The sequence below is a fragment of the Rhodococcus sp. NPDC079359 genome (assembly GCF_040702585.1).
Classification (GTDB): Bacteria; Actinomycetota; Actinomycetes; order Mycobacteriales; family Mycobacteriaceae; genus Rhodococcoides.
The window spans coordinates 15,424-40,493 of sequence record NZ_JBFBLH010000009.1 but is presented as its reverse complement, the minus strand read 5'-3'; the positions used below and the strand labels follow the sequence as shown (position 1 = coordinate 40,493).

15 protein-coding genes and 1 pseudogene are annotated in these 25,070 nt (G+C 64.3%); 6 read left to right on the top strand and 10 right to left on the bottom strand.

The features are described from left to right. Window position 1: 1 nt before the first annotated feature. Complete coding sequence (locus AB0362_RS19945; RefSeq protein WP_366236070.1) at window positions 2-820, bottom strand: hypothetical protein; 819 nt, start codon at window positions 818-820, stop codon at window positions 2-4. After that, the gene (locus AB0362_RS19940; protein WP_366236069.1) at window positions 817-1,197 is read right to left on the bottom strand and encodes a hypothetical protein; all 381 of its coding nucleotides are present in this window, start codon (window positions 1,195-1,197) and stop codon (window positions 817-819) included. The genes AB0362_RS19945 and AB0362_RS19940 overlap by 4 nt, the downstream gene beginning before the upstream one ends. Here AB0362_RS19940 and mobF point away from each other — a divergent pair. From mobF to AB0362_RS19925, 3 genes and pseudogenes are all read left to right on the top strand, one after another. Further along, window positions 1,196-2,587, top strand: a pseudogene (mobF, locus tag AB0362_RS19935) (MobF family relaxase); the annotation flags it as partial. The gene AB0362_RS19940 and the pseudogene mobF sit on opposite strands and share 2 nt — an antisense overlap. A 313-nt stretch (window positions 2,588-2,900) precedes the next feature. Continuing rightward, complete coding sequence (locus tag AB0362_RS19930) at window positions 2,901-7,580, top strand: AAA family ATPase (protein WP_366236068.1); 4,680 nt, start codon at window positions 2,901-2,903, stop codon at window positions 7,578-7,580. 28 nt (window positions 7,581-7,608) lie between these two features. Continuing rightward, complete coding sequence (locus AB0362_RS19925; protein WP_222090472.1) at window positions 7,609-8,616, top strand: hypothetical protein; 1,008 nt, start codon at window positions 7,609-7,611, stop codon at window positions 8,614-8,616. A gap of 222 nt (window positions 8,617-8,838) precedes the next feature. Here the strand turns inward: AB0362_RS19925 and AB0362_RS19920 are convergent, their stop codons facing one another. Continuing rightward, complete coding sequence (locus AB0362_RS19920; protein ID WP_222083392.1) at window positions 8,839-10,476, bottom strand: hypothetical protein; 1,638 nt, start codon at window positions 10,474-10,476, stop codon at window positions 8,839-8,841. Between the two features lie 120 nt (window positions 10,477-10,596). Between AB0362_RS19920 and AB0362_RS19915 the strand changes: the two genes are divergently transcribed. Next, on the top strand, window positions 10,597-10,941 hold the full coding sequence (locus AB0362_RS19915) for a helix-turn-helix transcriptional regulator (protein WP_366236067.1): 345 nt from the start codon (window positions 10,597-10,599) through the stop codon (window positions 10,939-10,941). 16 nt (window positions 10,942-10,957) lie between these two features. Further along, entirely contained in the window at window positions 10,958-11,623 is a 666-nt protein-coding gene (locus AB0362_RS19910; RefSeq protein WP_222090474.1) for a hypothetical protein, read from the top strand. Between the two features lie 69 nt (window positions 11,624-11,692). On the opposite strand, the gene AB0362_RS19905 is transcribed toward AB0362_RS19910, so the two are convergent. The 7 genes from AB0362_RS19905 to AB0362_RS19875 all read right to left on the bottom strand — a co-directional run bounded on the left by AB0362_RS19905 (window position 11,693) and on the right by AB0362_RS19875 (window position 24,136). Then, the gene (locus tag AB0362_RS19905; RefSeq protein ID WP_366236066.1) at window positions 11,693-17,722 is read right to left on the bottom strand and encodes a helicase-related protein; all 6,030 of its coding nucleotides are present in this window, start codon (window positions 17,720-17,722) and stop codon (window positions 11,693-11,695) included. Window positions 17,723-17,880: 158 nt separating this feature from the next. After that, window positions 17,881-18,495 (bottom strand): hypothetical protein, encoded by a 615-nt coding sequence (locus tag AB0362_RS19900; RefSeq protein WP_222090475.1) that lies wholly within the window; start codon window positions 18,493-18,495, stop codon window positions 17,881-17,883. Between the two features lie 245 nt (window positions 18,496-18,740). Next, entirely contained in the window at window positions 18,741-19,205 is a 465-nt protein-coding gene (locus tag AB0362_RS19895; protein ID WP_176460363.1) for a DUF4913 domain-containing protein, read from the bottom strand. Next, window positions 19,202-21,097, bottom strand: coding sequence for a TraM recognition domain-containing protein (locus AB0362_RS19890; protein WP_366236065.1), 1,896 nt, complete (start codon window positions 21,095-21,097; stop codon window positions 19,202-19,204). The genes AB0362_RS19895 and AB0362_RS19890 overlap by 4 nt, the downstream gene beginning before the upstream one ends. Continuing rightward, window positions 21,091-21,753: a TraI DNA relaxase gene (locus AB0362_RS19885; protein WP_094639436.1), complete on the bottom strand. Its 663-nt coding sequence runs from the start codon at window positions 21,751-21,753 to the stop codon at window positions 21,091-21,093. The genes AB0362_RS19890 and AB0362_RS19885 overlap by 7 nt, the downstream gene beginning before the upstream one ends. 247 nt (window positions 21,754-22,000) lie before the next feature. After that, a complete protein-coding gene (locus tag AB0362_RS19880; RefSeq protein ID WP_366236064.1) occupies window positions 22,001-23,521 on the bottom strand; it encodes a hypothetical protein in 1,521 nt (506 codons plus the stop codon). A gap of 165 nt (window positions 23,522-23,686) precedes the next feature. Further along, window positions 23,687-24,136 (bottom strand): hypothetical protein, encoded by a 450-nt coding sequence (locus AB0362_RS19875; RefSeq protein WP_141215293.1) that lies wholly within the window; start codon window positions 24,134-24,136, stop codon window positions 23,687-23,689. A 392-nt stretch (window positions 24,137-24,528) separates the two neighbouring features. Here AB0362_RS19875 and AB0362_RS19870 point away from each other — a divergent pair, with 392 nt between their 5' ends. Beyond that, window positions 24,529-25,065, top strand: a complete 537-nt coding sequence (locus AB0362_RS19870) for a PH domain-containing protein (protein ID WP_094639439.1) — start codon at window positions 24,529-24,531, stop codon at window positions 25,063-25,065. Window positions 25,066-25,070 lie beyond the last annotated feature (5 nt).

Here is a 25,070-nt window from a genome sequence, read left to right as displayed (position 1 = left end):
GTCAGCGTCCCGATAAGTGGTGACCGTCGGCGAGGTGTCGACGCCGCGCGTTCCGCAGCACAACGAACGCAACGGTGGAGGCGTCGGCGAAGGTCGATGTCGTATTCGATCCTCCGGCCGCGAGTTCGATGGTCGGGGCGTGGAAGTCACGAAAACGCGCGTCGGGAACGGACGGTTGCGCGGGTGCCTCGCGTCCACCGAATCGGATGTTAGCTCGCTCCATGAACCCTCGGGTGTCGCGGAAGGAGATCGCGGGCAGCCACATTCTGTACCCCTGGACCGCCGACGCGTAGGCGAGGTCGGCGTTGATCATCACCGTTCCCAGGTGTGCCGATTGCAGCAGAGACAGCACCGACGGTGTGACGCCGAGTTGGTGTCCGAGAGCGGTGCCGAACAAGTCGGTTGCGGTCTCGACGCCGATCTTGTCCGACACGCGGATGCGGGCGTTGTCGGTGTAGACCGCGTACGTCCCGTGACTGTCGAAGTCAGGTTCGAGCCACACCAGCGCCGCGCGGCGCTGCACGACCGACGCGGGTTCGGCGATCGCAATGCCGGTCGCGGCGGCGACAGGTGATGCGAGGTGCGGGTGCAGTAGTGCGACCCAGTCGGCGGCGGACTGACGCTGCGGGCCGAGTGTGAACTCGGCGTCCAGGCGTGCCGCGGTGTGCACGCGCACCCGGCCGGTGTCGGCGACATGGATATGCGGAACGGTGCCGTCGCTGCTCCAGGCGAGCCCGTTCGGATCCGTGTCCGGTGTGTGGGGAGCGGGGTAGCCCGCGTCGGTCAATGCCGCCACCAGTTCGCCGGTGTAGACGCTCATATGTGTTCTCCGTTCGTGTCGTCGGCCGGTGCCGCGACGGTGTCCGGCGACGAGCCGGCACCGGTGTCGGCGGTGTCGGAGTCATCCGAGGGATCGGTATCGGCGGTGTCGGTGAGCAGGGCCAGAAGTTTGCGTGCTTCCCCGGTCGTGATCTGGGTCAGTGTCGCGGCGGCGGCGAGTGTTCCTTCGCGGGAACGGATGTCGTCGAGCGCCCGAGCCATCGCGAGTTTCGCGGCATCGATCTGCTCGGCGGCGGTGAAGAACGCCGTCAACGACGCCATGTTCGCCGCGTCCCGGCGCTGACGATCCGCGAGCACCTTCTGTTGCGCCGCACGCGCCCGAGCACGCGCAGTCATCCGAGCCTGTGTCGACGCCATGCGGCCAACCATAGCCCCAGACCCCGACATTCTCACAGATCCTGACACAACCTCCCGCCACATCACCGATCCACCACCACCGGAACCCCAGTTCACCGACCCAAACCCGCGCATCACCATTTACCGATCCAAAGCCAGAACCAACCCACACACCTCATGCACTATGGAGCTATGCGCGCTTTCGCTGGTACAGTCCGCGTTTGTGATGGGTCTGCACAAGTTGACCGCTGGGGACGGGTACGAGTACCTGACCCGGCAGGTTGCCGCTGCCGATTCCACCGAGCGGGGAGCCTCCTCGTTGGCCGATTACTACTCCGAAAAAGGCGAGTCACCGGGCCGGTGGGCCGGGGCCGGCCTCGCTGGTCTGGGGTCGGTCGCGGCGGGCCAGCAGGTGTCCGAGGCGCAGATGAAGGCCCTGTTCGGTGAAGGTCTGCACCCGAACGCGGACCTGATGTTCGAGCTGGCGCTCGCTCGAGGCGCGTCCCAGGCCGCCGCCGCCCGGTCGGCGAAATTGGGCCGGGCGTTCAAGATCGACTCTGGAGCGACCGCGTATCGGGTGGCGTGCGCGGAGGCGTTCGTGGCGCACAATCTCGCACGCGGGCAGAAGTGGAATGCGGCGATCGACGACGCCGACCGCGCGCGGATCCGCACCGATGTCGGATCGAGAATGTTCGCGAAGGAGTACGGACGCGCTCCGGCGGACGAGCGGGAACTGTCCGGGTGGGTGGCCAAGGTCGGACGGCAGAAGACCACCGCTGTAGCTGGTTTCGACTTGACGTTCACACCGGTGAAATCGGTGTCGGCATTGTGGGCGGTCGCCCCGCGTGAGGTCTCGGAACAGATCGAAGCTGCACACGAGTCCGCGATCGCCGCCGCGGTGACGTACCTCGAGAAGCACGCGTGCTTCACTCGCGTCGGGACCGGGGGAGTGGCGCAGGTCGACGGCAACGGTTTGATCGCCGCACAGTTCACCCACCGCGATTCACGCGCGGGTGATCCGAACCTGCACACCCACGTCGCGATCAGCAACAAGGTCGCCGCCACGATGCCCGACGGCACCACCAAGTGGCTCGCGCTCGACGGGGCCGCGTTGTACCGCAACAACGTTCCCGCTTCTGAGGTCTACAACACCGTCCTCGAAGCGCAGTTGCGTGAATGCATCGGCGTCCGGTTCACCGAGCGAGCGTCGACCGATCGCAGCAAACGTCCGGTCCGCGAGATCGACGGCATGGACACTCGGCTCGCCGAGCGGTGGTCCTCGCGCAGCGCCGCGATCAAGCTCCGCACCGCCGAACTCGCGCGCGCCTTTCAGGCCGATCACGGACGCGAGCCGACCGCCATCGAAGCGATCTCTCTCGCCCAGCAAGCGACGTTGGAAACCCGTGCCGCCAAACACGAACCGGTCTCGCACGCCGACCAACGCAGTGGCTGGCGAGCCGAAGCGATCGAGATCCTCGGCTCACAGAAGGCGTTGTCGGAACTGGTCTCCTCGATCACCGCGCACACCGCCGCCGAAGCGGCGACGGACTTCGATCAGGCCTGGGTGCGCGAGACCGCCGAACGCTCACTCGACATCGTCTCGCGGAAGCGATCACGGTTCCTGCGGCACAACATTCGCGCCGAAGTCGTGCGGCAAGTACGCACTTTCGACCCGCCGGCCGAGCGCATCGACGCACTTGTCGAGGCGGTCACCGACCTCGCGTGTGGGGAGGAGTTGTCGATCGACCTCCGGTGCCGCCGACACCGACCCCGCTGCCGATATCGCCCCGGATGTGATGCGCCGACGCGACGGTGCCGATGTGCACACCCGCCACGAATCGCAGTTGCTCACCACCGCAGCAGTACTCGATGCCGAAGCGCGCATCGTCGCCCTCGCCGGACGCACCGACGGTATTGCGATCGACGACAAGCATGTCGAGATTGCGTTGCTCGAATCCGCAGCGAACGGTCTCGACCTCAACGTCGGGCAGCGGTCGCTGGTGCGCGCGATGGCGACCTCGGGCGCGAAAGTGCAACTCGCACTCGCCCCCGCAGGTACCGGCAAGACCGCGTCGATGAAAGCACTGACGACCGCGTGGCAGAACGCCGCCGGCCGCGTCGTCGGGTTCGCGCCGACCGCTGCCGCCGCCGCAGTCCTGCGTCAAGATATCTTGACGACTACCGACACGTTGGCGAAGTTCGTCGACATCACCCAACGCTTGCGCGAGGGCCGGTCGGTGAAAGTTCCGCAGTGGTACACCGACATCGGCGAGGACACTCTCGTCATCGTCGACGAAGCGGGCATGACCGGCACCCTCGATCTCGACGAAGCAATCACTGCACTCGTCGAGCGCGGTGCAACGGTGCGGTTGATCGGTGACGATCAACAGCTCGCCTCCGTCGCCTCCGGTGGCGTGCTCCGCGATATCCACGACCGCATCGGTGCGTTGTCTCTCTCGCAGGTCGTCCGGTTCCGCGACCCGGCCGAAGGTGCCGCGTCGCTGGCGTTGCGTGACGGCGACGAGGCCGCGATCGGGTTCTACATCGACCACGGACGAGTCCACGTCGGGTCGATTGCGACGGTCACCGACGACGCCTACACCGCGTGGGCGGCCGATCATGCGGCCGGCATGGACGCGCTCATGCTCGCCCCGACCCGCGAGCTCGTCGCCGAACTCAACACCCGCGCCCGCACCGACCGCCTCGCCGCCACCGGCAAGCGTGTCGGCCGAGAAGCCGTCCTCGCCGACGGGCTCATGGCCAGCGCCGGGGACACCGTCCGCACCCGCTCGAACGACCGCCGCAACCCGCTCTCGCAGACCGACTGGGTCCGCAACGGTGACCGCTGGATCGTCGAGAAAGTCGGACGGGACGGCTCGCTACAGGTCCGGCATATCGAACTCGGCCGCACCGTCACCCTCGACGCCGACTACGTCCAGTCCGCCACCGAACTCGGCTACGCCGGAACCGTGCACTCCGCACAGGGCTCGACCGCCGACACTTGCCACGTCGTGGCCACCGGCGACGAAACCCGACAGCTCGCCTACGTCGGACTCACCCGCGGCAAACAGGCGAACCACCTGTATCTGGCGACCGCGTCGGACGGCGACCTGCATACCGCGATAACCGAACGCGGGATGCTTCCCCCGACCGCTGTCGACGACTTCCGCGAGATTCTGCGGCGCGACGGCGCACAGGTGTCGGCGCACTCGACTCTCGCCGAAGCCGACGATCCGCACCTGAACCTCTCGCCGGCTGCGCGGGCCTACGACTACTCGGTGGCCACCGGCTCCGAAGTGCACCTCGGGCCGGAGGTGATGGCCGCGATCGACGTCGCCGCCGAACAAGAAGCACCGGGTCTGACCGACGAGCCCGCGTGGCCGACTCTGCGCGGGCACTTGGCGATCCTCGGTGCACATGGACGCGATCCCGTCGAGGCCCTGCGCAGTGCTGTCCGCTCGCGCGAACTCGATACCGCCCTCGACAGGGCCGCAGTTCTCGACTGGCGTATGGACCCCAGCGGCAAGCATTCCTCAGCCTCTGGGCCGCTGCCGTGGCTACCCGCTATCCCGACAGCGGTACATGATCTTCCCGAGTGGGGTGCCTACCTCGACGCCCGCGAGGAACTGGTGACGGCTCACTGCGCACGCATCGCCGCCGACGTCGCCACGTGGACACCGACGACTGCACCGGTGTGGGCGCGCCCGCTGCTCACCGACGAACCCGACCTCGAACTGCTGACCGATCTCGCGGTGTTCCGCGCCGCACACGACGTCGACCCGGCCGATCGCCGTCCGACCGGACCCGAGCAGCTCGCCGCCGCTTCGGTGAAAGCGCAACGCAGCCTCGACCGCCGCGCCGCCGAGATGATCGACACCGGAAACGATGCCGTCGCCCGATGGCGTCCGTTCGTCGACGAACTCGACACCCACATCGCCCGCGACCCGTACTTCCCGATCCTCGCCGACCGACTCTCCGCCGCCGCACGCGCCGGAATCGACGTCCACACCCTCGTCCGCGACTCCCTCGCCACGTCGCCGCTACCTGACGAGCTGCCCGCTGCCGCACTGTGGTGGCGACTGTCCGGTGAACTCTCCGTCGCCGCGCTCGACGCCAACACCGACGGCGCGGTCCTCGAACCATCGTGGACGCCGGTACTGACCGAACTGCTCGGCTACACCGCCGCCGTCCGCGTCATGTCCGACCCGGCGTGGCCCTCTCTCGTGGCGACCGTCGACGACGCCGACCCGACCCTGTGGACCCCGGGACAGTTGCTCGGCACCGCGTACGAGTTCCTGCACGGCGGCATCGACCCGGTCGATCACGGTGTCACCCTGCCCGCCCACGAACTCGCCACCGCGCTGACGTGGCGGGCCGAGATGCTGGTGCGCGAGAACCACCTCGCCCGCACCTACACCCCACCCACCGCCGAACCACTCTCGATCGAGGACGAAGAAGCCGTCCCCGTCGTGGACGAGGCGGTCTCCGACACCATCGGCGGTGAGCTGCCCGACGAGTTCGTCATCCCGGCAGCACTACCCACCCAAGCTGCTGCGACCGACACCGTCGTGGACGGCTCGACCCCCGCGATCCCGATCGACGCCGATGCCGACTACCTCGCCTCCCTCGACGCACTCGATGCCCCTGTCGACTACGACCAAGCACCACCACCGGAGTACGACCAGGCACCACCGCCGGAGTACGACAGCGGCTACGACGGCGAGTACGCCGGACTCGAACACGAGGCCGGCGCACCACTCGACATCGAGGCCGCCGACACGATCGAGGCCGGCACCGCCGACGCCGATGTGTGGGACGCGTTGCGCTCGCAGATCGAGACGATCGAGCTGCCGTACCCGACGGTCACCACCGACGAACGAGTACGACTGCTCACCGCAGATCTCGACGACGCGAAAACCAGGTATCGGGAGCTGCGAGGTCGAATTTCCGACGGCGCCAGCCCCGCGCAGTTCCATGCCCGCACGATGCTCGCCGAGCTGCAGGAGCGAGCCGACCGGCAACGCCCCGCCCGCATCGCCATGCTCGACACCCGCCAGGAGTGGACCGACCGCGAGTTCGAGGCCGAAGCGCTCTGGCATCACATCGACACCGTCATCCGGCCCGCCGTTGTCGCCGACGTCGCGGCCGCCGGGGACGACGATGATGCCCGCGCCCTCGCACAGCGCGGTCTCGACTGGGAGATCTGGCGTGCCGGTTTCGTCGACGACACCGCGACCGCCGCCCGCACCCGCGCACACGAAGCCGCCGCGGAGTACGAGCGGGCCACCGCCGCCGACGGAGGAGAAGTCACCGCCGTCGACGTCACCACCGCACGCCTGGCGGCCGAGAGCATCGACCTCGCCGCGCTCGCCGAGATCAAGACCGACGTCGACCGCACCGAAGCGATGCTGTGGCGTTCCGAACAAGCAGCCCTGCGTGCATCGATGACCGACACTCCGACCTTGACGCCGCACGCGCAGCCCTCCGTTGAGGCTGTCGACGCACCAGCAGCCGACGCAGTCGAACAGCTCGAGCGGACGGCCCCGACAGAGCTGGCAGTAGAGGACGCCACCGAGGCTGCACCCGAGCCGCAGCCGGTGCTCTCGCCGGCCGATGCCGCTCTGCTGGCGAAGATGGAGAAGGACCCGATCAGGCTCGTTCCGGACGCCGAGCTGGCCGCGTTCGTCGACCGCGCCGGACGCGACCGCACCGAACCGACCGTCGTCGCCGACACCGAGAAGCTGTACGCCCGACTCGACGAGCAGGCCGCAGCGATCGCAGCAGCCCGCGAACTCGCCACCGAACTACGCCGGATCGCAGCGCAGTACGAGGCCGCACGCAGCGAACACGCTGCCCTCACCGAGCAACTGTCGACCGCGAAACGACGCGACCACAAGACCCTCGAACCCGCTGCCGAGGACGCACGACTACGGGAAGAACGCCTCGCCCGCCAGGTCCAAGACACCCAACGCGCCGCCCGCGATGCCGCCGGCCGTGTCCGGGCCGAGACCAGCGAATGGCCCGCCATTATCGAGCGCGCAGCCGACCCTGACCGCCGCACAGCCGACCTCACCGCCGCTGTGGTCTTCGATAAGGCCATCACCGAGCAAGGACGACGCCTTCGCGCAGTGACGATTGCCAGTCGACAAGCCGACGCGGAACGTCGTGTTCGTACGGCGGCAATCGCTCCCGACTCTCTCGATGCGCCAACCATCGCCGGAATCACGGACAGCAACAGCGGTATTGGTTCACCGCCGGCGGACCTCGAGCAGCGCCCGCGGGCCCTGGTGTCCCCCTCGAACAGGGTCACGCCCAGTGCCCGATCTGGCCACGCCGATAGGATCGGGCCACCCGACACTGGTATTGAAAGAACTCGAAGCAACGACCTCGAACACGGCTTGTAGCCATAACGCTTTATGTCATGCTCCGAGTATGGAGAAGCGCCGCCTCGAAGCCAGAGTTTTGGGACTGATCAACAGGGTGGTCGTAGAGGGCGGAGCCATCGAGGACGATGAGACCGAGTGCAAGTCCGAGTGGCCGGCCGACATACCAAAGTCGGCACGTCACATCGCCGGTCTTTCCAATGCAGCTCGTGGTCGCGATGTTTTGTGGCTTATCGGATTGGACGAAAAAACCGGCACTATCAGACCTGTCGAACAAACAGAGCTGTCGAACTGGTGGTCGTCGGTGTCCGCAGAATTCGACAGCGTCGCACCAGAAATCCAGAGTCTGTGGGTGTCGACGGAGCACGGCTCGGTGATGGCACTGCTGTTCACCACTGATCGTTCGCCCTATGTGGTGAAGGTGAAACCCGGCACGGCCAGCGTGCACAAAGAGGTCCCCTGGCGCGGAGCGAACGGAACGAACTCGGCCAAACGAGAACAGTTGCTGAGTTTGCTCGTCGAAACGACGTCAGTTCCAGAAATCGAACTCTTCTCACCGAAGCTAAAAATTGTCGGCACAACGTTCACGTTCACCGCGACACTGGATGTCACTGCGATACCGCCGACGCACCGTCCGCCGCTGCTACCACGGCGATCGTGGTCGGTGTGTGTCGAGTCGGATGAGTGGGAGGGGCAGAGTCTCCAATTGGCGACGCTGTCTATCGATCGGCACATGCTCAAGCCGAATCGGAAGGTCATATCAGCCGACGGAGGTGTGAGAGGCGAGGGAGCTGAGTTCGATCCCGAGAGCCCGTACGGGGTGTACGTGCGCAGAGTCGGTCTCATCGTCACAGGGTCGGATTCGCTGGTTGTCACCGCGGGCGGTGACGCAGGTAAGTTCGCCGAGCTCTGCGACGGGCCGTACATGTCGGTCATCGTGGATTTGCCCATCGAACGCACAGACAGGGTGGCTCGTGCGCGATGCGACCTGCAATGGGTTAATACCGTCGACGAGGAAGGGAAGCCACGGGAAGTCCATTGGGCGGAACGCAAGTAATCACTACGGCTCGTCAAGATAGCTTGACGGCGCGCCCAGGGCTGACGTTTTCCACGTGAGCAGCGCTAGCCTTGCCGCGTTCGAGGTTTGCTGCATCTTGCGATGCAGACCGCACCGCTCCGGCGGTGCGGATAGGACGACGTTGCTGTATTGGGCCATGCCCACCGGGTCGGTCTGCTCAGTAAGACGTCCTGCCACCTAAACAGACGCAGTGAGCATCGCTCAATAGTCGATCTTCTCTTCGTCGATACCGTTGAGATTCAACCGCGCGACGTTCTCCAGGTCCTGGTCGCCTTGCACTCGGCATACGGCAGGAATCCACATCGAGAAACGATCGCCCGAAGGTGGCTCGATCTTGTACGACGAGGTGTTGTTCGCCGTGTCGGACGAAACTTCTTCGATCGACATGTGCGGATGGCGCATGACGTATTGGGGTAACGGAACCTCGGCACCGCCGACGTTCCGCGTGTCGGGAGCCGCGATAAGGACCTGTGGGGGCTTCCCAAGAGGTGCAGTGACGCTTACTGACCCCAGTGCGCTGTGCACAAGGTGCCCTTCCATCATCAACCGGACCCGGCGTAGGAAGACACGATCTGTATCGAAAAACTTTCCGATGCACGGATCGAAGACCTGCTCGATCATGTGTTCAACAGCGACAATGTCCGCCACGGTCTCCTCGATTACCAACAGCTCCTTCGTCATATCGTCGGAAAACGAGGGTGCATCGAGCTGCATCAAACGATGTTCACCGATCTCGAATGTGAGCGCGGACGCATCGTGGACTTTGAGCATGAACCGAGTAGAAGCCAGTTTGAGTTCGTTGCTGGTCTCGATTGTGTCCCAGCCGATGTAGCGCGCCGCCGTCAACTGGCCATCCCGCTGCTCGAACGCAAACTTGAACACCGTGCTTCCGGCGACCAGCACGTCCCATTCGAGAGAGTCGGATTCTCGGTTTCGTCGAACCACAGCTGCGTCGAACGGCATCAACGCTTCACCGGACTCATCTCTCAGCACCACACGAACCCGGTTTGCAGGTGCCTGCCGGAGCAGGTCAGTGACGGTGAACGCGCTCCAATTGTCCGATAAGCTGATCGACTCACGAAGATCGGGTAGGTCCTCCACCTCGGACGCTACGAATATGCGTCCTTCCTCGGTCAGTTCGGTGACACCGACCACAACCTTGTCGTCCCACGCTTCCGGATCCACCGTCAGCAATCCGTCGGCGCGCAGTGAGGCGATCAAGTCCAGGGTTGTGACAGTCAAAGCGGCCATGTGTGAGAACACGCGCACAGCTGCGGCGTACCGCTCGCTCATCGAGAAGGCCAGGGCCTCTTTTTTCGCGCCTTGAGCGTCAGCGTGGACTAGATCCGCATACAGCCATGCAGCAGCAAGTTGAGTGTCCGAGACCCGTGGGGTCGCCGAGCTTCCATCGAGTCGCGCAGACTGCAACGCGTAGGCCTGAATCTGAGTGCCCTGGATCTCTGCGTCGTCCCATGCAGCTCTGAGCGCTTCGATTCGGGACCGCAAACCGCCGTCGACCTCCCCGAGTAGCTCGCTCAATGCATCGAAAACCTTCACGTAATAGACGGGTTCGCTTTTGACAGTCAGCGGACGCACTCGTGACGCGAGAGACTCGAAAACTTCTTCATCTTTTGGCAGACGTCGCGTCATCGTCATTTTCCCTGCCATGTCCAGATGGCCGTCGAAGCCACCGTGCGCCTGTTGAAGCAGGTTGTCCCAGTCCGCAACTAGAGAATGTGCTTGCACGCGCCGAGCACGCAGCACGAAGCGGCTGAGGGTATCTCTCCCAGCTTGTCGTCGATCAACGTCTGAACGAGGTGTCTTGGCTTCTCTGCCCACGAATCTATGATCCGCTCCCCAGCGCTCCAACTCGCCGCCGGGGCCGCACCGGTTGCGTTGAACATCAGATTGTTGGTCGCGACCCATTCCACTATGTAAAAAACTCTGTAAGATACTCATATGCCCCAGGACCGAGTACGAATAACACCCAACGTGCAGACGGTGCTGAGCGTCTTCCTCGACGATCTCGCTGAACCTCAATACGGGTACAGCCTCATGGAGCAAACCGACTTCAGCAGCGGAAAGATCTACACGATCCTGGCCAGACTGGAATCCGCCGGATGGCTTCGTCGAACAGAGCACGACTCGCGTGTATCGGGTGGACCTCCACGCGTGACGTACACCGTGCCGCCCGAGGTCGCTCCGACGGTTAGGCGAGCACTTGCCGAAGCCTCGGAGCGGCAGCGGACCGGTAACCCTCTGCGCGTGCACCTACCGCGTCTCACCTTGCCACTCTTGCGATAGGCCGACGGGAGTAGTCATGGGTAACTGGATCATCGTCGTAGCCGTCGCTTTCGGAATGTTCCTCGCTACCGTCGTTGGCGGCGCGATCCGGAAGATTCTCATCGACGAGATCGTCACCAGAGTTGGCAACGTCCCTAACCTCGCACTCCGGATCGCCCTGCGGGCTCTACCGGTCGAACAGCGGCCGACGCGAGCCGTGGAATGGAACGACCACTTCGAGATCATCCGCGAGAACACCGAGGGCAAGTTGATCGCGAGAATCTGGCGATCTTCTCAGTTGAGTATCTCGCTGATACTGCACTCACCGACGGTGGGCTGGCACCTGGGTCGGTTCAGCAGAGCCCGCCAACGGATCGCTCGACTCGGCAACCTACTCGTTACGGACCGCCGAACTGCCTTCAGCTTCGGAGGCCGAATTCTTCGCTGCGTCGTGGCAGATGTCTTCATCGTCTATGTCCTGGTGCTCGTCTTCAGCGTCGTCTACTTCATTCAGCTGCTGTGTATGCGCCGTTCCAATCCCGATCGCATCCATCTTCGCGGATTCGTTTCCTGGATGCTGAGGAAGGGGACCATGCCGACTATGGGACCCGGCGGTTCCTACTTCCAGGTTGTCGGTCACACGCGAGAAGCCAATCGCGAGTTCTGGTCTCGATACGACGCTCGGCCGGATCCGGCGAGCTGACCCGCACCGTCAACGCTTCAACTGCCGCAGCAGCAGCACTTAGTTGGCCAGATCCTCGCCACCCGTGGCTCAGTCGCCAGCGCCGTAGTCGTGGCCCTTTTCAGTCCCACGTTCGGTCCCGGCTTCGGGAGCTTCGTTGTCGGCACCATTCCATCGTTTGGCAACTCCGGGATTGTCGTCCACCGCGCGGAGGAAGTTGCCGGGCCGGGTCGATTTATCGCCCGATTCCAGCTGGCCGTCCCCGGCCGTGCTCTGTGCGGCGGCAAGCTGAGCCGCAATGGCTTTGTCGTGCATCATCGCTCGTACATCGTCGGCGCTACCCATTCCGAGGTCTTCGACGAGTGCGGGGGTGGGGTTGAGCATGAGCGACCACTTCGGCTCGCGGCCTTTCGCTGCGGCGCGTTCGGCCCGTGCAGCATCTCGGGCGAGGGCTTCGGGGCTGGTCTCGGCTTCCTTGATCTCGCGTCGCAGACGAGCGACTTCGTTCGAGAGGTCTTTGAGCTGCACTGCTTTCGGGAAGTCCGAGAGCTCGATCAGGTCGAGGTCGTCGAGGCGTTGCTCGTCTCGATCAAGGGAGCGTTCGGCCTTGGCCAGGTCGGTGTCGACGGTGTACGCCATGTTCTCCACGCGCGTGAGCAGCCCGAAGGCGTGCTGGCTGCGGTCACTGTCCCCGATCTTCGGGTGCAGGTCGCGGGCTTCGATCACTTTCGTCGACGACCCGAGTCCGGAGAACGACAAATACAGCGCACTGTCTTGGGCGGGACGCGACGCCTCGATCGGGAATCCACTCATCTCCGCGATCACCACCGTCTTGGTCAATCCTTCGCCTTTGAGCGAGTGATAAGTGCCCTGCAAGGCTATGGCCATCGCATTCGCGGCATCGCTGCGGTTGTCGTAGAACACCCCGCGGATGGTCATGCCGGGCCACTGGTCGACCTCGCGCCTGCCTTTGAGGATCGGTGCTGCCTCGGTCAATTGGGCAACCCGCTGACGCGCGCGGGGTACTTCGCGGCGCAGCCGGTCGCGGTCACGCTCGATCGAACGTTGCTCGGCGAAATGCGAATCTGCTTCGGACTGGAGCTCCTGGAGCTGGGAGTCGAGTTCGATCTGCTGAATGTACCGATCGTCGCCGGTGGCGAGGGCTTTGGTCATGGCCGAGTTCTCGGCGAGCGAGTCGCTGTCGAGGTCGACCACGCGCCGCATCGAGCGGTCCGCTTTCTTGAGCTGCTCGATGAAATGCGCCTTGCGGTGCACGGTCTGCCACATCACGGTGTCGAAGGTCTTCTCGGCGACGTAGTTGAACACCTTCACATGCGCGTTCTGGTTGCCCTGCCGGATGATTCGGCCCTCACGCTGTTCGAGGTCGGCCGGTCGCCACGGCACGTCGACGTGATGCAGTGCGATCGCCCGGTCTTGGATGTTGGTGCCCGTGCCCATCTTTTCGGTGGACCCGAACACCACCGATACCTTTCCGGTGCGGCACATCTCGAACAGGCGGGCCTTCTCCGACGGCTTCGGGTAGTCGTGGACGTAGGCGATCTGCGCGGGCTCCATTCCGCCGGCGAGCAACTCGTCGCGGATCCCGTCGTAGATCGACCACGACCTGTCGGTTTTCGGGGTGGATCGGTCGCAGAACACGATCTGCAACGCACCCGGCGTCGGGTGGGGTTCACCGGAGGCATCGAGGTAGGTGTTCTCGCTGGAGTCGTTGTGCACGTCCAGGATTCGCTCAGCGACGATGTGCGCCCGGGAATGCTCCGGCGGTGCCGGATCGAGGTGCGCGACCCTGGGGTCGAGGGTGGCGTTGCGGCCGTCGTTGGCGACCTTGAGCGCATTGTCGATATCCGGGCGTTTGGCGTCGGCATGATCAGCGCGATACCCGAGGTCGGCGATGAAGTCCTGCACTTCCAGCGCCGGGGTGAACGTGACGTCGGTGTTGCGGCCACCGTCCTTGACGGGCAGGTTCGCCGGCACCTGATCACGGGTGACGGCGTCGGTGTAGACGCTGGTCATGCCGATCAGATCGCCGACGTTGGTGAATTCACCGACCCGGGTGATCGCCCGCAGTCTCGATCCGGACGAATTCAGCTCGACCCGCTCGACTGTGTCGGTGAATGTTGCTCCCCAGTCGTTGATCTGGGCGACCCCGGCGTCCTCGAGCAGATCCGGACGCAGGTAGTGCTGCATCACCCACAGCTCGGCGAGGGAGTTCGCGACCGGGGTGCCGGTGGCGAACGTGGCCACGCGTTCGACGTACTCCTCCGGCGGGATGCCTTTGGTGATCGCTTCCTCTCGGCGCATCGACCGCAGATAGTTCAGTTTCAGATCGAGGTCGGTGGCGCGGTGCGAGCCTTCGTTGGCGAGCTCGGTGACCCCGGAGGCGCGGGCGAGGTTCTTGAACTCGTGGGCTTCGTCGATGAATAGGTAGTCACAGCCCGATGCCTCGAACGTGAGCCCGAGATCCTTCCCGGCCTGTTCCAGCGCGGTTTCGAGCTTCTCCTCGAGCTTGGCTTTCATCGCCTCGAGACGTTTGCCGGTCTGGATGCTCTCGACGTTGTCGAGCTCGGCGTCGATGGCCTCGACCTGGGTACGGATGTATTCGGCTTTCGTGCCGGGATCGACGCCGATCGAGGAGAACGCCGACCGCGGAACGATCACCATGTCCCAGTCCTGTGAAGCGGACTGGGCGACGAGCAATCGGCGCCCTTCGGCGTCGGTGGCCGCCGATCCGGACAGGATCCGTGCGCCGGGATACCACTGGCCCGCTTCGCGGACGACCTGGTCGATGATGTGGTTGGGCACCACCACCCACGGCTTGTTCGCCAACCCGAGGCGTTTGAGCTCCATCGCCCCCATCAAGATGGTGCCGGTCTTGCCGGCCCCGACGACGTGATCGAGCATCACCGTCGGCTCGGAGACGATCCGGGCGGCGGCGTCGCGTTGGTACGGGTACGGCGAGTACTTCTCCCCAAGACCGGGAAAGGACATGTACGCGCCCGAATGCACTGGCGCAACAAGGGAGTTGAACGTGTCGTTGTAGATGTCGAGGAGCTGCTCGCGGCGGATCTCGTCGGCGTGCAGCGCCCACTGCCCGAACTCCTGTGCCAGGCGTCGCGCCTTGGATTGCGCGGCGCGGGTCGCGGCATCGTGCACCGTCGGTGCGCCCGCGCTGTCGCGGAACTCCTTGGAGGTGGTGATTTCGATCGGGTCGCTGTTGAGCAGGTCGGTGAGCAGTTCCTTCCAGTCGTAGTCCCCGGCGCGCATTCCGGCGTTGCCGATACCGCGGTCTTCGGCCGGGCGGTGCTCGAAGTTGTACTTCGTCGACCACGCCCCACGTTTGGGGACCAGTGCCCATTTGAGATTCTGCGTCCCCGAGTCCGCATAGTGCCCGACCGTGACCGACCATCGTCCCGATGCCCGTTCGATGGTCACCGGAACATCGCCCGGCACCTCGAAGGTCTCGCGCACGAACTGGACGTAGGTCGGGGTCGGCACCCACGTAGCACCGAGGGCGACGTCGGGGTCGGTCTTACGCGGAGGAATGACGGCGGTCAGGGCGTCGACGTTCGCTTGGTAGCGGGGATCGAGCGCGGCGATCTCTTCGGCGTCGGCGAGCTTGGTGCGGACATTGCCCGACAAATAGTTCGAGGCCGATACCCAGCGGGTCGGATCGGTCAACGTACGGAAGGCGCGTCCCTCCATCTGACTTTCGGCCTGCTCGACCGTGGTCCCGAGCAGCTCGGCGATACGCCCGACGTCCAGACGCGCGTGCTCGTCGAGGCTGATGGCCATTGCCTCGTCGACGGTATCGGCGTGGTTGCGCAGCTCACGCGAGTGCAGGACGTCGGTGTGGAAGATCGCCGCCTTGCGGGCCGTCATGGTCTCCTCGTCGAAATGCTCGAGGGAGAGCACTGCGGCGAACGTCGGGTCGGTGCGGATAGCTCGGCCGAGGTGGCTCTGCAGCTTGGTGGGCTGTCGTGGGTTGATCCAGGCATCGTCGGACAGCCGGGCGTAGACGTCTTCGGGAACCTCTCCGGCAAAGGGGTCGCCGGCAACCCCTTCGTCCTTACGCCACGTCTCGATCAGTTTCGCGAGAGCGGCATCGTGCTGCGATTCGGTGAGGTCCTTGGGTATAGACATCTTGAACCGGTTGATCGGGCCGTAGCGGGCAACGTAGGCGTCGTACTGCTCACCCAGGATCTCCCGCAGCGCTTGCCGTTGACTGGGGTCGGTGGGGCCTCGTTGCGCGTCGATCAGGGCGTGGGTGGTGTCGCGCAGCGCAAGCAGCTCGCCCCATTCGGCGACCTGTTTGGCTCCACGAGTGTTCACCGGCTCCCAATCCCGCGAGTTCCAGCGTTCGATGGTCTCCATCTGCGCGTCGTGCCGCAGCGCTCCCACCGCGAGCTCGTCCTGGGCCGGGCCGTTCCCGATCGCGAGGAGCCCGCGCTCGAAGTCTTCCCGAGTCGGCCCGAGGGTGTCGCGCCAGGACGCGGTGAGCCCGAGCCCGTCGGTCTTCGCGACATCGACGATCGCGGTGAGCCGATCCTCGACCAGGTAAGCGAGGTCGACGTCGCTGTCGGTCGCGGCGACGGACAGAGTCTGGTTGCCGTACATGCCGTGCCCGACCCGCAGCTCACCGAGCACCCATTCCGGGTGATCGGTGTAGACGGCGTTGATCGGTACGCCCTTGTCCTCGCCGGCATCGTCGAGGGCGGTCGCGTTCTCGAGCTGCAAGAACCGCTCGGTGAGCGGTGCGGGTTTCGCCCCGTCGGCGCGGCGACGCAACACGAGAATGTCGGTGACGACCTCCGTCCCGGCAACCCGCCGGAACGTGGTGGACGGCAACCTCACTGCGCCGACGAGGTCGCCGAGGGCGGCGATGTCGCGGCGGGCTCGCTGGTTCTGGGCGTCGAGGGTGTAGCGGGAGGTCAGGACGGTGACGTATCCGCCGGGTGCAGTCATCGCCAACGATTTGACGATGAAATGGTTGTGGATCGAGTGCTTGGCTTGGTTGTGAACCGGGTCGTAGAGCCGATAGTCCCCGAACGGGACGTTGCCGATCGCCGCGGTGAACGAGGACGCCGGCGCGGTGGTCTTCTCGAATCCTTCGCCGCGGATCTGCGCCGACGGATTCAACGCGGCAGCGATCGCGGCAGTGGTGGCATCGAGTTCCACCCCGACCATCTGCGCCGAGCTGGGAGCGTGGGCGATGAATGTGCCTGACCCGCAACCCGGTTCGAGGACACGGCCGCCGGTGAACCCGGCCCGGATCGTCGCCTTCCACATCGCGGCGGCAATAGCGGGGTCGGTGTAGTGGGCGTTGAGAATGGTGCGCTGTGCCTGAGCCCAGCCGGTGTCGTCGAGCAGCGTGCGTAGTTGCTCGCGTTCGGCGGTCCAATCGTCGCGTCGCGGGTCGAAGACCTGCGGGGTCGCGCCCCAACTCGACCAGCGAGCCAGGACCGCTTGCTCGTCGGCGGTGGCGTAGCGATCCTGCGCGGTGACGACGGCGAGAGTGCGCAGGGCGTCGATGTTCGCTGATACACGGGCTTTCGCTCCGGACGGCACCAGAATCTCGGTGCCGGGCCGGAAGTCGACGGGCTCGACATTCCACAATCGCTCGGCGACTGTCTGAGTGTCGACCACCATCCCTTCGGTGGTGTCAGGGACTGCGGTAGTCGCCGTGGGGTCGGGGTTCGGTTCGACTGTGGGGGAGGCGGTTTCGACGCCGGGCGGGGGAGTGCCTTGCGCGGCCAGGAGTTGGTCGACGCGGCGACCGTCGACGGCGATCAGGTGCCGACTCTGGTTGCCGTAGCTGATCGCGGCGGCGTGATCGTCGGGCCCGAGAGTTTTCTGGTTCTCTTCGGGAATCAACGACACATCGCCTGCGCGGCGCAGCTCCATCAGTGTGTCGGTGACCTGCTCGGCGGTCAGTGTCCCGTCGAGTTCGGCGCGGATCCGCGCCAGCCGCACATAGGCTTCGTCCTCGCGCGCCAGCCGACCGTAGGCGTCGCGCACCAGCTCGACCGGCGACGGGGGGAGCGCCGCGGCGTCGACGGCGGTGTTCGCGGAAACTGCTGGTGTGGGCTGTAACTTCGGCACCGGTGGGGAAGCGTCGGCCTCGGCGATCAGAACGTCGGGATCGACTGGTGTGGGCAGCGGTGTGCCGCCGACATCGACGGCAGTCGGGTCGATCGGCGCTGCACCGTCGGCGTCGAACGCGAACAGGTCCAGCTGGGCGTCGGATTCGCTACGGCGGGTTACTTTCCGCTTGCCGTGTGCTCGGCCACCCGCTCGTCGAGCTGGCTCGTGAACGTGGGAAACAGTGGGTGCTCGGTCGACGTCGGGTAGGGCTCGTTGTCCTCGATCCGTGCCGCGATCAGATGCGCTGCGTAGTACCGGAACCTCATCGGTTGCTCCGCCCACAACAGGTCCGTCAGCTGGTTCGCTTCCTTGTCCGGGTCCGCGCAGTTCAGTGGGTTGCGCCACCGCTCCGGGTCGCTCCGGTGCACCTGGATCCGTGCCCGATCCCGCTCGGCTTCGGCTTCCGGGCTCCCCTGATCCGGCGGGTAGGCCTCCATGTCCTCCGGGAGCTGGTTGTAGATCTCCTCGTTGATCACGAAGTCCGTCGCCTGCGCCCAGGCCTGGTTGATCAACCCGACCTGCTCCATGTACGGGGCCGGCTGCCCGTTCTCCCGGATGTAGCGTTGCAGCACTTGCTGTTCCATGTAGATCTTCATGTTGTCGATCCGCTCCGCGATCCGCTCGCTCTCGCTCTCGAGGAACGCCTGTTGATCGGACGGGCTCAACTCCGGCGGCAGCCCCTGGTGCTCGAGATACAGCTTCATTACTTCCTGCGTTATCGGGTCGATCATGGGTGTCACTGTCCTCTGTCTCGGCGAACAAATCGAGTTGGAAATCGTCGGAATCTTTGGCCACAGCGTGCGCTCCTGAAGTCGGGCGAGAGGTGTATGCGACCCGCGCAACCCGAGACCGGGTGGGGGTCGTTAACGTCGTCGTCGGCTGGAGGCGCAAACTCCGGCCACAAAGGGCCCTGGTGGGTCATGCAGGACCCACCAGGGCTTCTGGCTGTTTCGGGTCAGTGGTTGTGTCAGGTTTTTCAGCCGGTGAGCTCGTCGAACCAGCCGGCCGGGGCCTGCACCAAGTTCAGCCGTATCGGCGGAGTCTTCTGATGAGAGTCACGGCTGCACAGGTACATCGGGCCGTGCTCGGCATCGAGCATCGTGCGCAGTTGCGGGTCCGCGTGATGGACCCACCACCCCGACATCGCGGCCCCGTCCTCGGCTGCGGACGCTGCCTCCCATGCCGTCCACAGTGCGTGCAGACGCACCACGACCTCGGGATGCTCGAACCAGCGTGGGCAGAACACGCGGTTCTTTCCGGCAGACGACGAGAGTTTGCGTGCCACGATTGCCGACAGCCACGTGTCGAACCAGGCATGGAAGCTCGAGAACTTCGTCGACGCAGCCTTCTCGGGATCCGGATCGGAGTTGTCGGGATGGTCGTCGGGGAAGTTCTCGTCAGGGAAGTCGTCGTCGGGGTAGAAGTCGTCGTCAGCGCTCACAGGAACGGCTCCTCGTCGACGTCGTCGATGGTGGCGGCGGCGTGTACTCGATCGGGGACGGGGATCTGCTCTTTGTCGGGGATCCCGTACATCGCGAACGAGGCATCGATCGCGTGGGCATTGGGGCCGTCGGACCAATACATCTTCTTCACCAACACCGGCCGATTGCCTGAGATCTGCACCAGTGCCCGGGTTTTCGGGATCGCGGCGAGATCGTCGACTGTCAGGATCGGCTCCTTTGACCAGGACTGCGACTTCGACGACGACCCACTGTCGAACACCCCGCCGCTACGCGAGGCCGACCAGCGTTCGACGTCGTGATCACCGACGAGTGCCGACAGCTCGGAGAGAGTGTTCTTGTCCTTCACACCGCCGCCGTACCAGAGGAAGTTCGCGGCGTCGAGGAGCTGTTTGACCCCGTCCTGCCCCCACACCTTCTGGGCCTGAGAAAGGTTCTGCACGATCGTCATCACACAGATCCCCTGCGATCCGAGGTGCGAGTACCAGGCAGGGAGCTCGGGGAGGCGGCAGACGTTCGCGGCCTCGTCGAGGACGCCGAGCATCGGCACCGGAAGCCGTCCGCGGGGGCTCCGGCGCGCGACGCGCTGGGCGGCGTCGATGATCGACCCGATCAACGCCGTGGTCAGCGCCGACGACGAATCGGGTCCTTCCTTCGACAACGCATACAAAGTGTCGGTGCTGATGACGAAGTCCTCGACGACGAATTCACGCATCGAGTGCGGATACCGCACCGATCCACCAATCTTGGTGTCCGGTGCGCCCTCGACGGAGATGTCGCGGCGGTTCGGTGGGAGAACCGACATCGCGTAGGCCTGCTCCTCGAGCAGGCCGATGAACCGACGAGCCATGTCGTACAGACCGTCTCGCTGGCGCGGATTGAGTTCGCTGGTCGACTTTAAGCGGTTGGCGATGATGTGGTGGCCGTGGACCGTGAGCAGTCGCTGGGGAAGTTCGTTCGCCTCGTCGGAGAGCCAGCCGTAGACGTGCAACAGATCCCCGTCCGCACACGCCGCTGCGAGCATCATCTGCGCCAACAACTCCTGCGCTCCGCCGTCGAAGTAGGCATCGACGCGGGCCGAATCGTCCCTCGATGCGGCAGCGAAGTAGGAGGCCAGCTTGCGGGCGTCCATGATCGTCTCGATCACGCGCAGCGGGTTCCACCAAAACCCGTCATCGCCGGTGCGGGGGCCTTCGGCGATCCCCTGTAGGTCGTAGCGCCACACCGTGCCGAGCAACTCGCGGACACCGCGAGTGAGATCGTGTCCGTCGCGCTTGTTGGAGGTGAACAGTGCAGCGCCCGGCGCGGTGCACAGTGCGTCGATCGCCAACGCCGCAGTCTTGCCCATACGAGGTCCGGCGAGGGCGAACAGCATGTCCTCCCACGACATGAACACCTGCTGATTGCCCTGGACGGTGCGTCCGACGACGACTCCGATGTCGGAGTCGTCGAGGGTGTCCAACTCGGCAAGATCGGTTCGCAGCGACTTCGCACGTTCGCGTGCCTGCTTGCCGGTCACCCCGGTCAGCTTCGATGTCGGTCCCATCAGGCGGGCCTTGGCGTCGACGTCGTTCTTGCCGCTGCCCGTTGCGCGGGCTGCTGCGGCGACGCCGGTGAGACCGGAGACGATGATCACCGCGATCACGAAGATCCATGTCGACACGCTCGGCCACGTCAGCTTTCCGCCGGCGACCGAGAACAGCGCCCCGAACGGGTTGACGGGGATATCTTCACCTGTTTCTACGAATACATGCCCGAGCCACAGTGAGCCGTAACCGAGCGCGATCAGCACGATCACCACCGAGACGGCGATCAGCGGGAACATCGACGACGATGTCCCGGCTCCCTTCGAGGTCGGCTTCTTGGTCACCATGCGTCCACACCAGCCTCTGTGGCCTTGTCGACGCCGCGGTCGATCTCGATGACGTTCGCGACCCGGTTGGTGATGTCGACGACCGAGTCCGACGAGCGATTCTGCCGTGGTGTCTCGAGCATCAGATCGACCAGACGGATCGGTTCGACGTCCGCTGCGGTGGAGGACACATCAAGGGTGTGCTCGGCGATATCGTCGAAGTCGAGGCCGTCGAGCTCGGCCGGTAACTCCAGGACGTCCAGTGACAGACCCGGACGGAGTACGGCGTCATCGACACCGTTGTCGACAAGCCGCTGCCTCCATGCATCCTCGTGCACAGCCGTGCGATCGGCTGTGACATCGGCCCAGTCCTGTTGGACGGGGTCGGTGAAGGTCTGGCCGGCGATCATCTCGTGTGCGACACCGGTCGCGGCGAGATACGCCGCCGCCCGCACAAGTGAGACGTCAGTATCGAGCAGACCGGACGCGCGATTGTCACTGCGCGGCTCGTAGGAGTGCGACCGAGCGCGAAACTCCTCGCGTCGGGTGTGCGCCCGGTCGGGCAGGCTGCGGCGGCGTGCGGCAGCCAAAGCGGCGCGTCGGCCGCGTTCGTAGGCGGCAGCAGCGATCTCTGAGCGGCGCTGCAACTCCGCGGTCGAAACAGTGTCGTTGGTCATCGACGGTCACCACCGTCGAGAAGGTGTGCGGTTTCGGATGTGCTGGGCGGGATCGACATGGAGGGCCTTCACTGGGAGCGTCGGCCAGCCCACAGCACGAAGACACCGGCACGTGAAAACGTGCGGTGCAGCGCTGTTGCTGGATGGACGCTCGACCGTGACCCTCATCGACGGTCGAACGATGTCAGGTTAGCGCATAGGGCGCAGGACAGGCAGGTCAATCCCAGCGAATCTCGGTATCGGAACGTCAGCCGTGCCCATGGATAATGCTGAAGATGCGTTCCTCCACCTCGGCGGGGGTGCGGTGGTAGGAATCGCCCCAATTCTTCAATTGAGTGAGGTAGCGGTTGTAGTCCTCGGTCTGTCCGGGCCGAATCCGCATTCCGATGTTTTCACGTAGCCACCGGATGACGAGAGCGTCCAGGATTGGGGCGGCGTCAGCGGAGGTGGAGTCACCGCGTGCGGTGACGAAGAACAGCCATGTGGTGAAGAAGTCCGAACCAAGCCGCGGAATTGCACCGGCGTTGTTGAGGTAGCGGTATCCCTCCACTGCGCCTTCGTCTCTGGCGATCCACATCGAACGGACGAGGCGGTCCACGACACTTGGTGAGAGCTCCGCGCCGATCGGCTTGTGTTCACCGGTCAGAATCTGTGCCGTTCGATACGGCCCGTAGCCGGAACCGTGGTGACCCCAGATCATCGCGACCACGAATGCGGCAGCCGGGTTGTCGTGTGCAATGCGATCGATCAACTGGGCTGCATCATCGCATTTCAACGATTCCGGCAGAGACTGAAGGACATCGGAGACGCCCGGAATGTGCCCCACCCACTTCGACCACCGACCGATCGCGTACGCCGAACCCCGCTGATACGTGGGACTTCTCAAATATTGAGACAGCAAAGCCGGAACCATGACTCGCGTGGAAACAGTAGCGGTGTGGCGCCCCACCTTCCCGGTTATCGTGCCGTCCGCCCCCACGACAGTGTCGTCTTCGAACCAGGTGTTGTCGCAGGTGAGGCAGTGGCGGTTGACGGCGTCACTGGGGTTGTTCAACAGGACGACGCAACCGGTGAAAGCGATGCCCGGCACGGGACCCGGGGGCATGCCGTATTCGAGATGCATCACCGTGTGGCACTCGCACCGTGTGCACGCCGGTCGATGCGCCATGATCAGCTCGGACAGGCCCCCGGAGAACGGGTCATGCACCATCGCATGGCAACTCGCACACAGCACCATGGAACTACCGAACAATTCGGAGCCGTGGTGCTGTTGAAGGGCTGCCCGCGCCTGCAGGAGCGGCAGATGGTCGAAGCGCTGATGACATGCCGCGCACTCCCATGAGTGGCGGGCCATGCCTTGATCACCGTCGGCGCACCCGGTGGTGTCGATGAGATACCACGGTGTCGGATCGCTTTCTTCGGCTGCCGCGGCGTCGAGAAATAGCTGGCTTGTCACGGGGTCCAAGGTTGCCGGGGGAACGGGCAGGCTGTGCCCGAGTCGTCGTTCGATCCCAGCAACGGCCACCCCGCGAATGTTCCAACCGGCGGAGTCCACCACCAAGGTGTCAGGCGAGTGGACGTCGAATTCTTCGATATTCAACACGGCAGGAACGTCGCCGGGGACGATCCACGCCACCAGATCACCGGGTTCGTAGTCGGGGTAGGAGAGCCTGAACTGATCCAGGTTTGGTTCGTCGTCACGGTAGAAGGCGAGGAACTGCTCGCGAGGCGTACCTGTGCCTAGATGAACGGTGATCGGATCGGACATCGACCCCTCCTGAGAGTTGTAGCGGTGGTGACCGAGCTTTGTGTGAGACCGGCGGTCGGGCGAACGCTCATTCGGTCCGTTGGTGTGCGACGCGAGACTGTGCTTGTTCGTTTCGCTTGTCGACGCTCAGCTGCCATTGGCAGGTCATTCGCTGGTTCGGGGACGCTAGAAACCTGCGTCGTCGAGAGTGTTGAGTACCAGGTCGGCAATCGGCAGGGTCATGTTGTACAGATGCCCGTTCTTGCTGAACGGCTTGTCACGGACTCCGCGCGTGTTTTTTACGGCAAACCCGAAGGACGACATAGACCCAGCAAACGAACTCGGCTCGAGACCCGTGGAATTCTGCACAGACTCGACGGTGGCTTCGGGTGCCTCGTCCGCGATGGCCCGCAACACCTTTCGTGCGGTCGGCTTCAACTGGGTGACGTACCTTCTCATCTTCGGAGCGGTCCACCCAGACAGGTCGGCCGCTACGTCGTCTTCCTCCTCTGTGTCCTCGTCTTCGTCGGCAGTGAGCAGATCGTCGACCGATACGAATCCATAGCTCCACGCGAGTTGTAGTGCAACCATGCGGGAGGTGTCGACGTCCGGGTCGAAACTGATTGTTACAAGCATTCTGTCTCCTCTTAGAGAGTCTCTGTGATCTCTATAAGAGTACGTTACTTGATGCGTACATGCTAGTGAGTGCAAGTGAGTCTCTGTAACTCATTAAGATTCTCTGCAGCAGCGAACGTGAAGGTGGCACCTCTACGCTGCATGCAGCAGCTGACGGTCGGTAGCGAATGACCGACCCCTGCATTCGCGTCGGTGGGTGGTGAACCGCTATCTCACAGATCTCGGGGTCGACACCTTCGGCGGTTGTCGCCCGTACGATGCGTTGTGCGCGCGGTAACGATTAGCCTGACGTGAGTCGGTAATAGAGCAATGACACTGCAACCGCGCGAGCAGGTTTGTTTGGCCCCATAAGGCCCAAGTCGCTGGCCAGTGCACCATCCAGGAGTAAGAACGTGGCTAACCGCCCTGATATCGAGAAGGCCGTCGCGCGGCTGACGAACAAATACGGTGCTCAGAAGGAAATTCGGAAGCTGCCGGAGTTTCTCTGGGAAAGCGAGCTGGTCGATTCACTGGTTGTCGGTCAGTACGGCAAGGGGCAGGGCCTGCTGGCGCTCACGAATCGGCGCATTCTGTTCATCTTCGAAGGCATAGTGTCGTCGTCCTCCGAAGATTTTCCGTTCGAGAAGACATCGTCCGTCCAGTGGAGCAGCGGCATGTTGCTCGGAAGCATCACCATCTTCGCGAGCGGAAACAAGGCGGAGATCAAGAACGTCGCCAAGCCCGAGGGCAAGTTGTTTGTCGAGAACGCGCGCAACCGTCTTTCGCGCCCGAGTATGGACGAGCCAACAACACGCCACAGGCAACCCCCAGCGGCACCGCCGGTTGATCACATGGCCGCGCTGAGGCAGTTGGCGGAATTGCACCAAGCGGGCATCCTTACCGACCACGAATTTCACACCAAGAAAGCTGAGATCCTCAGCAGGATTTAGGCGGA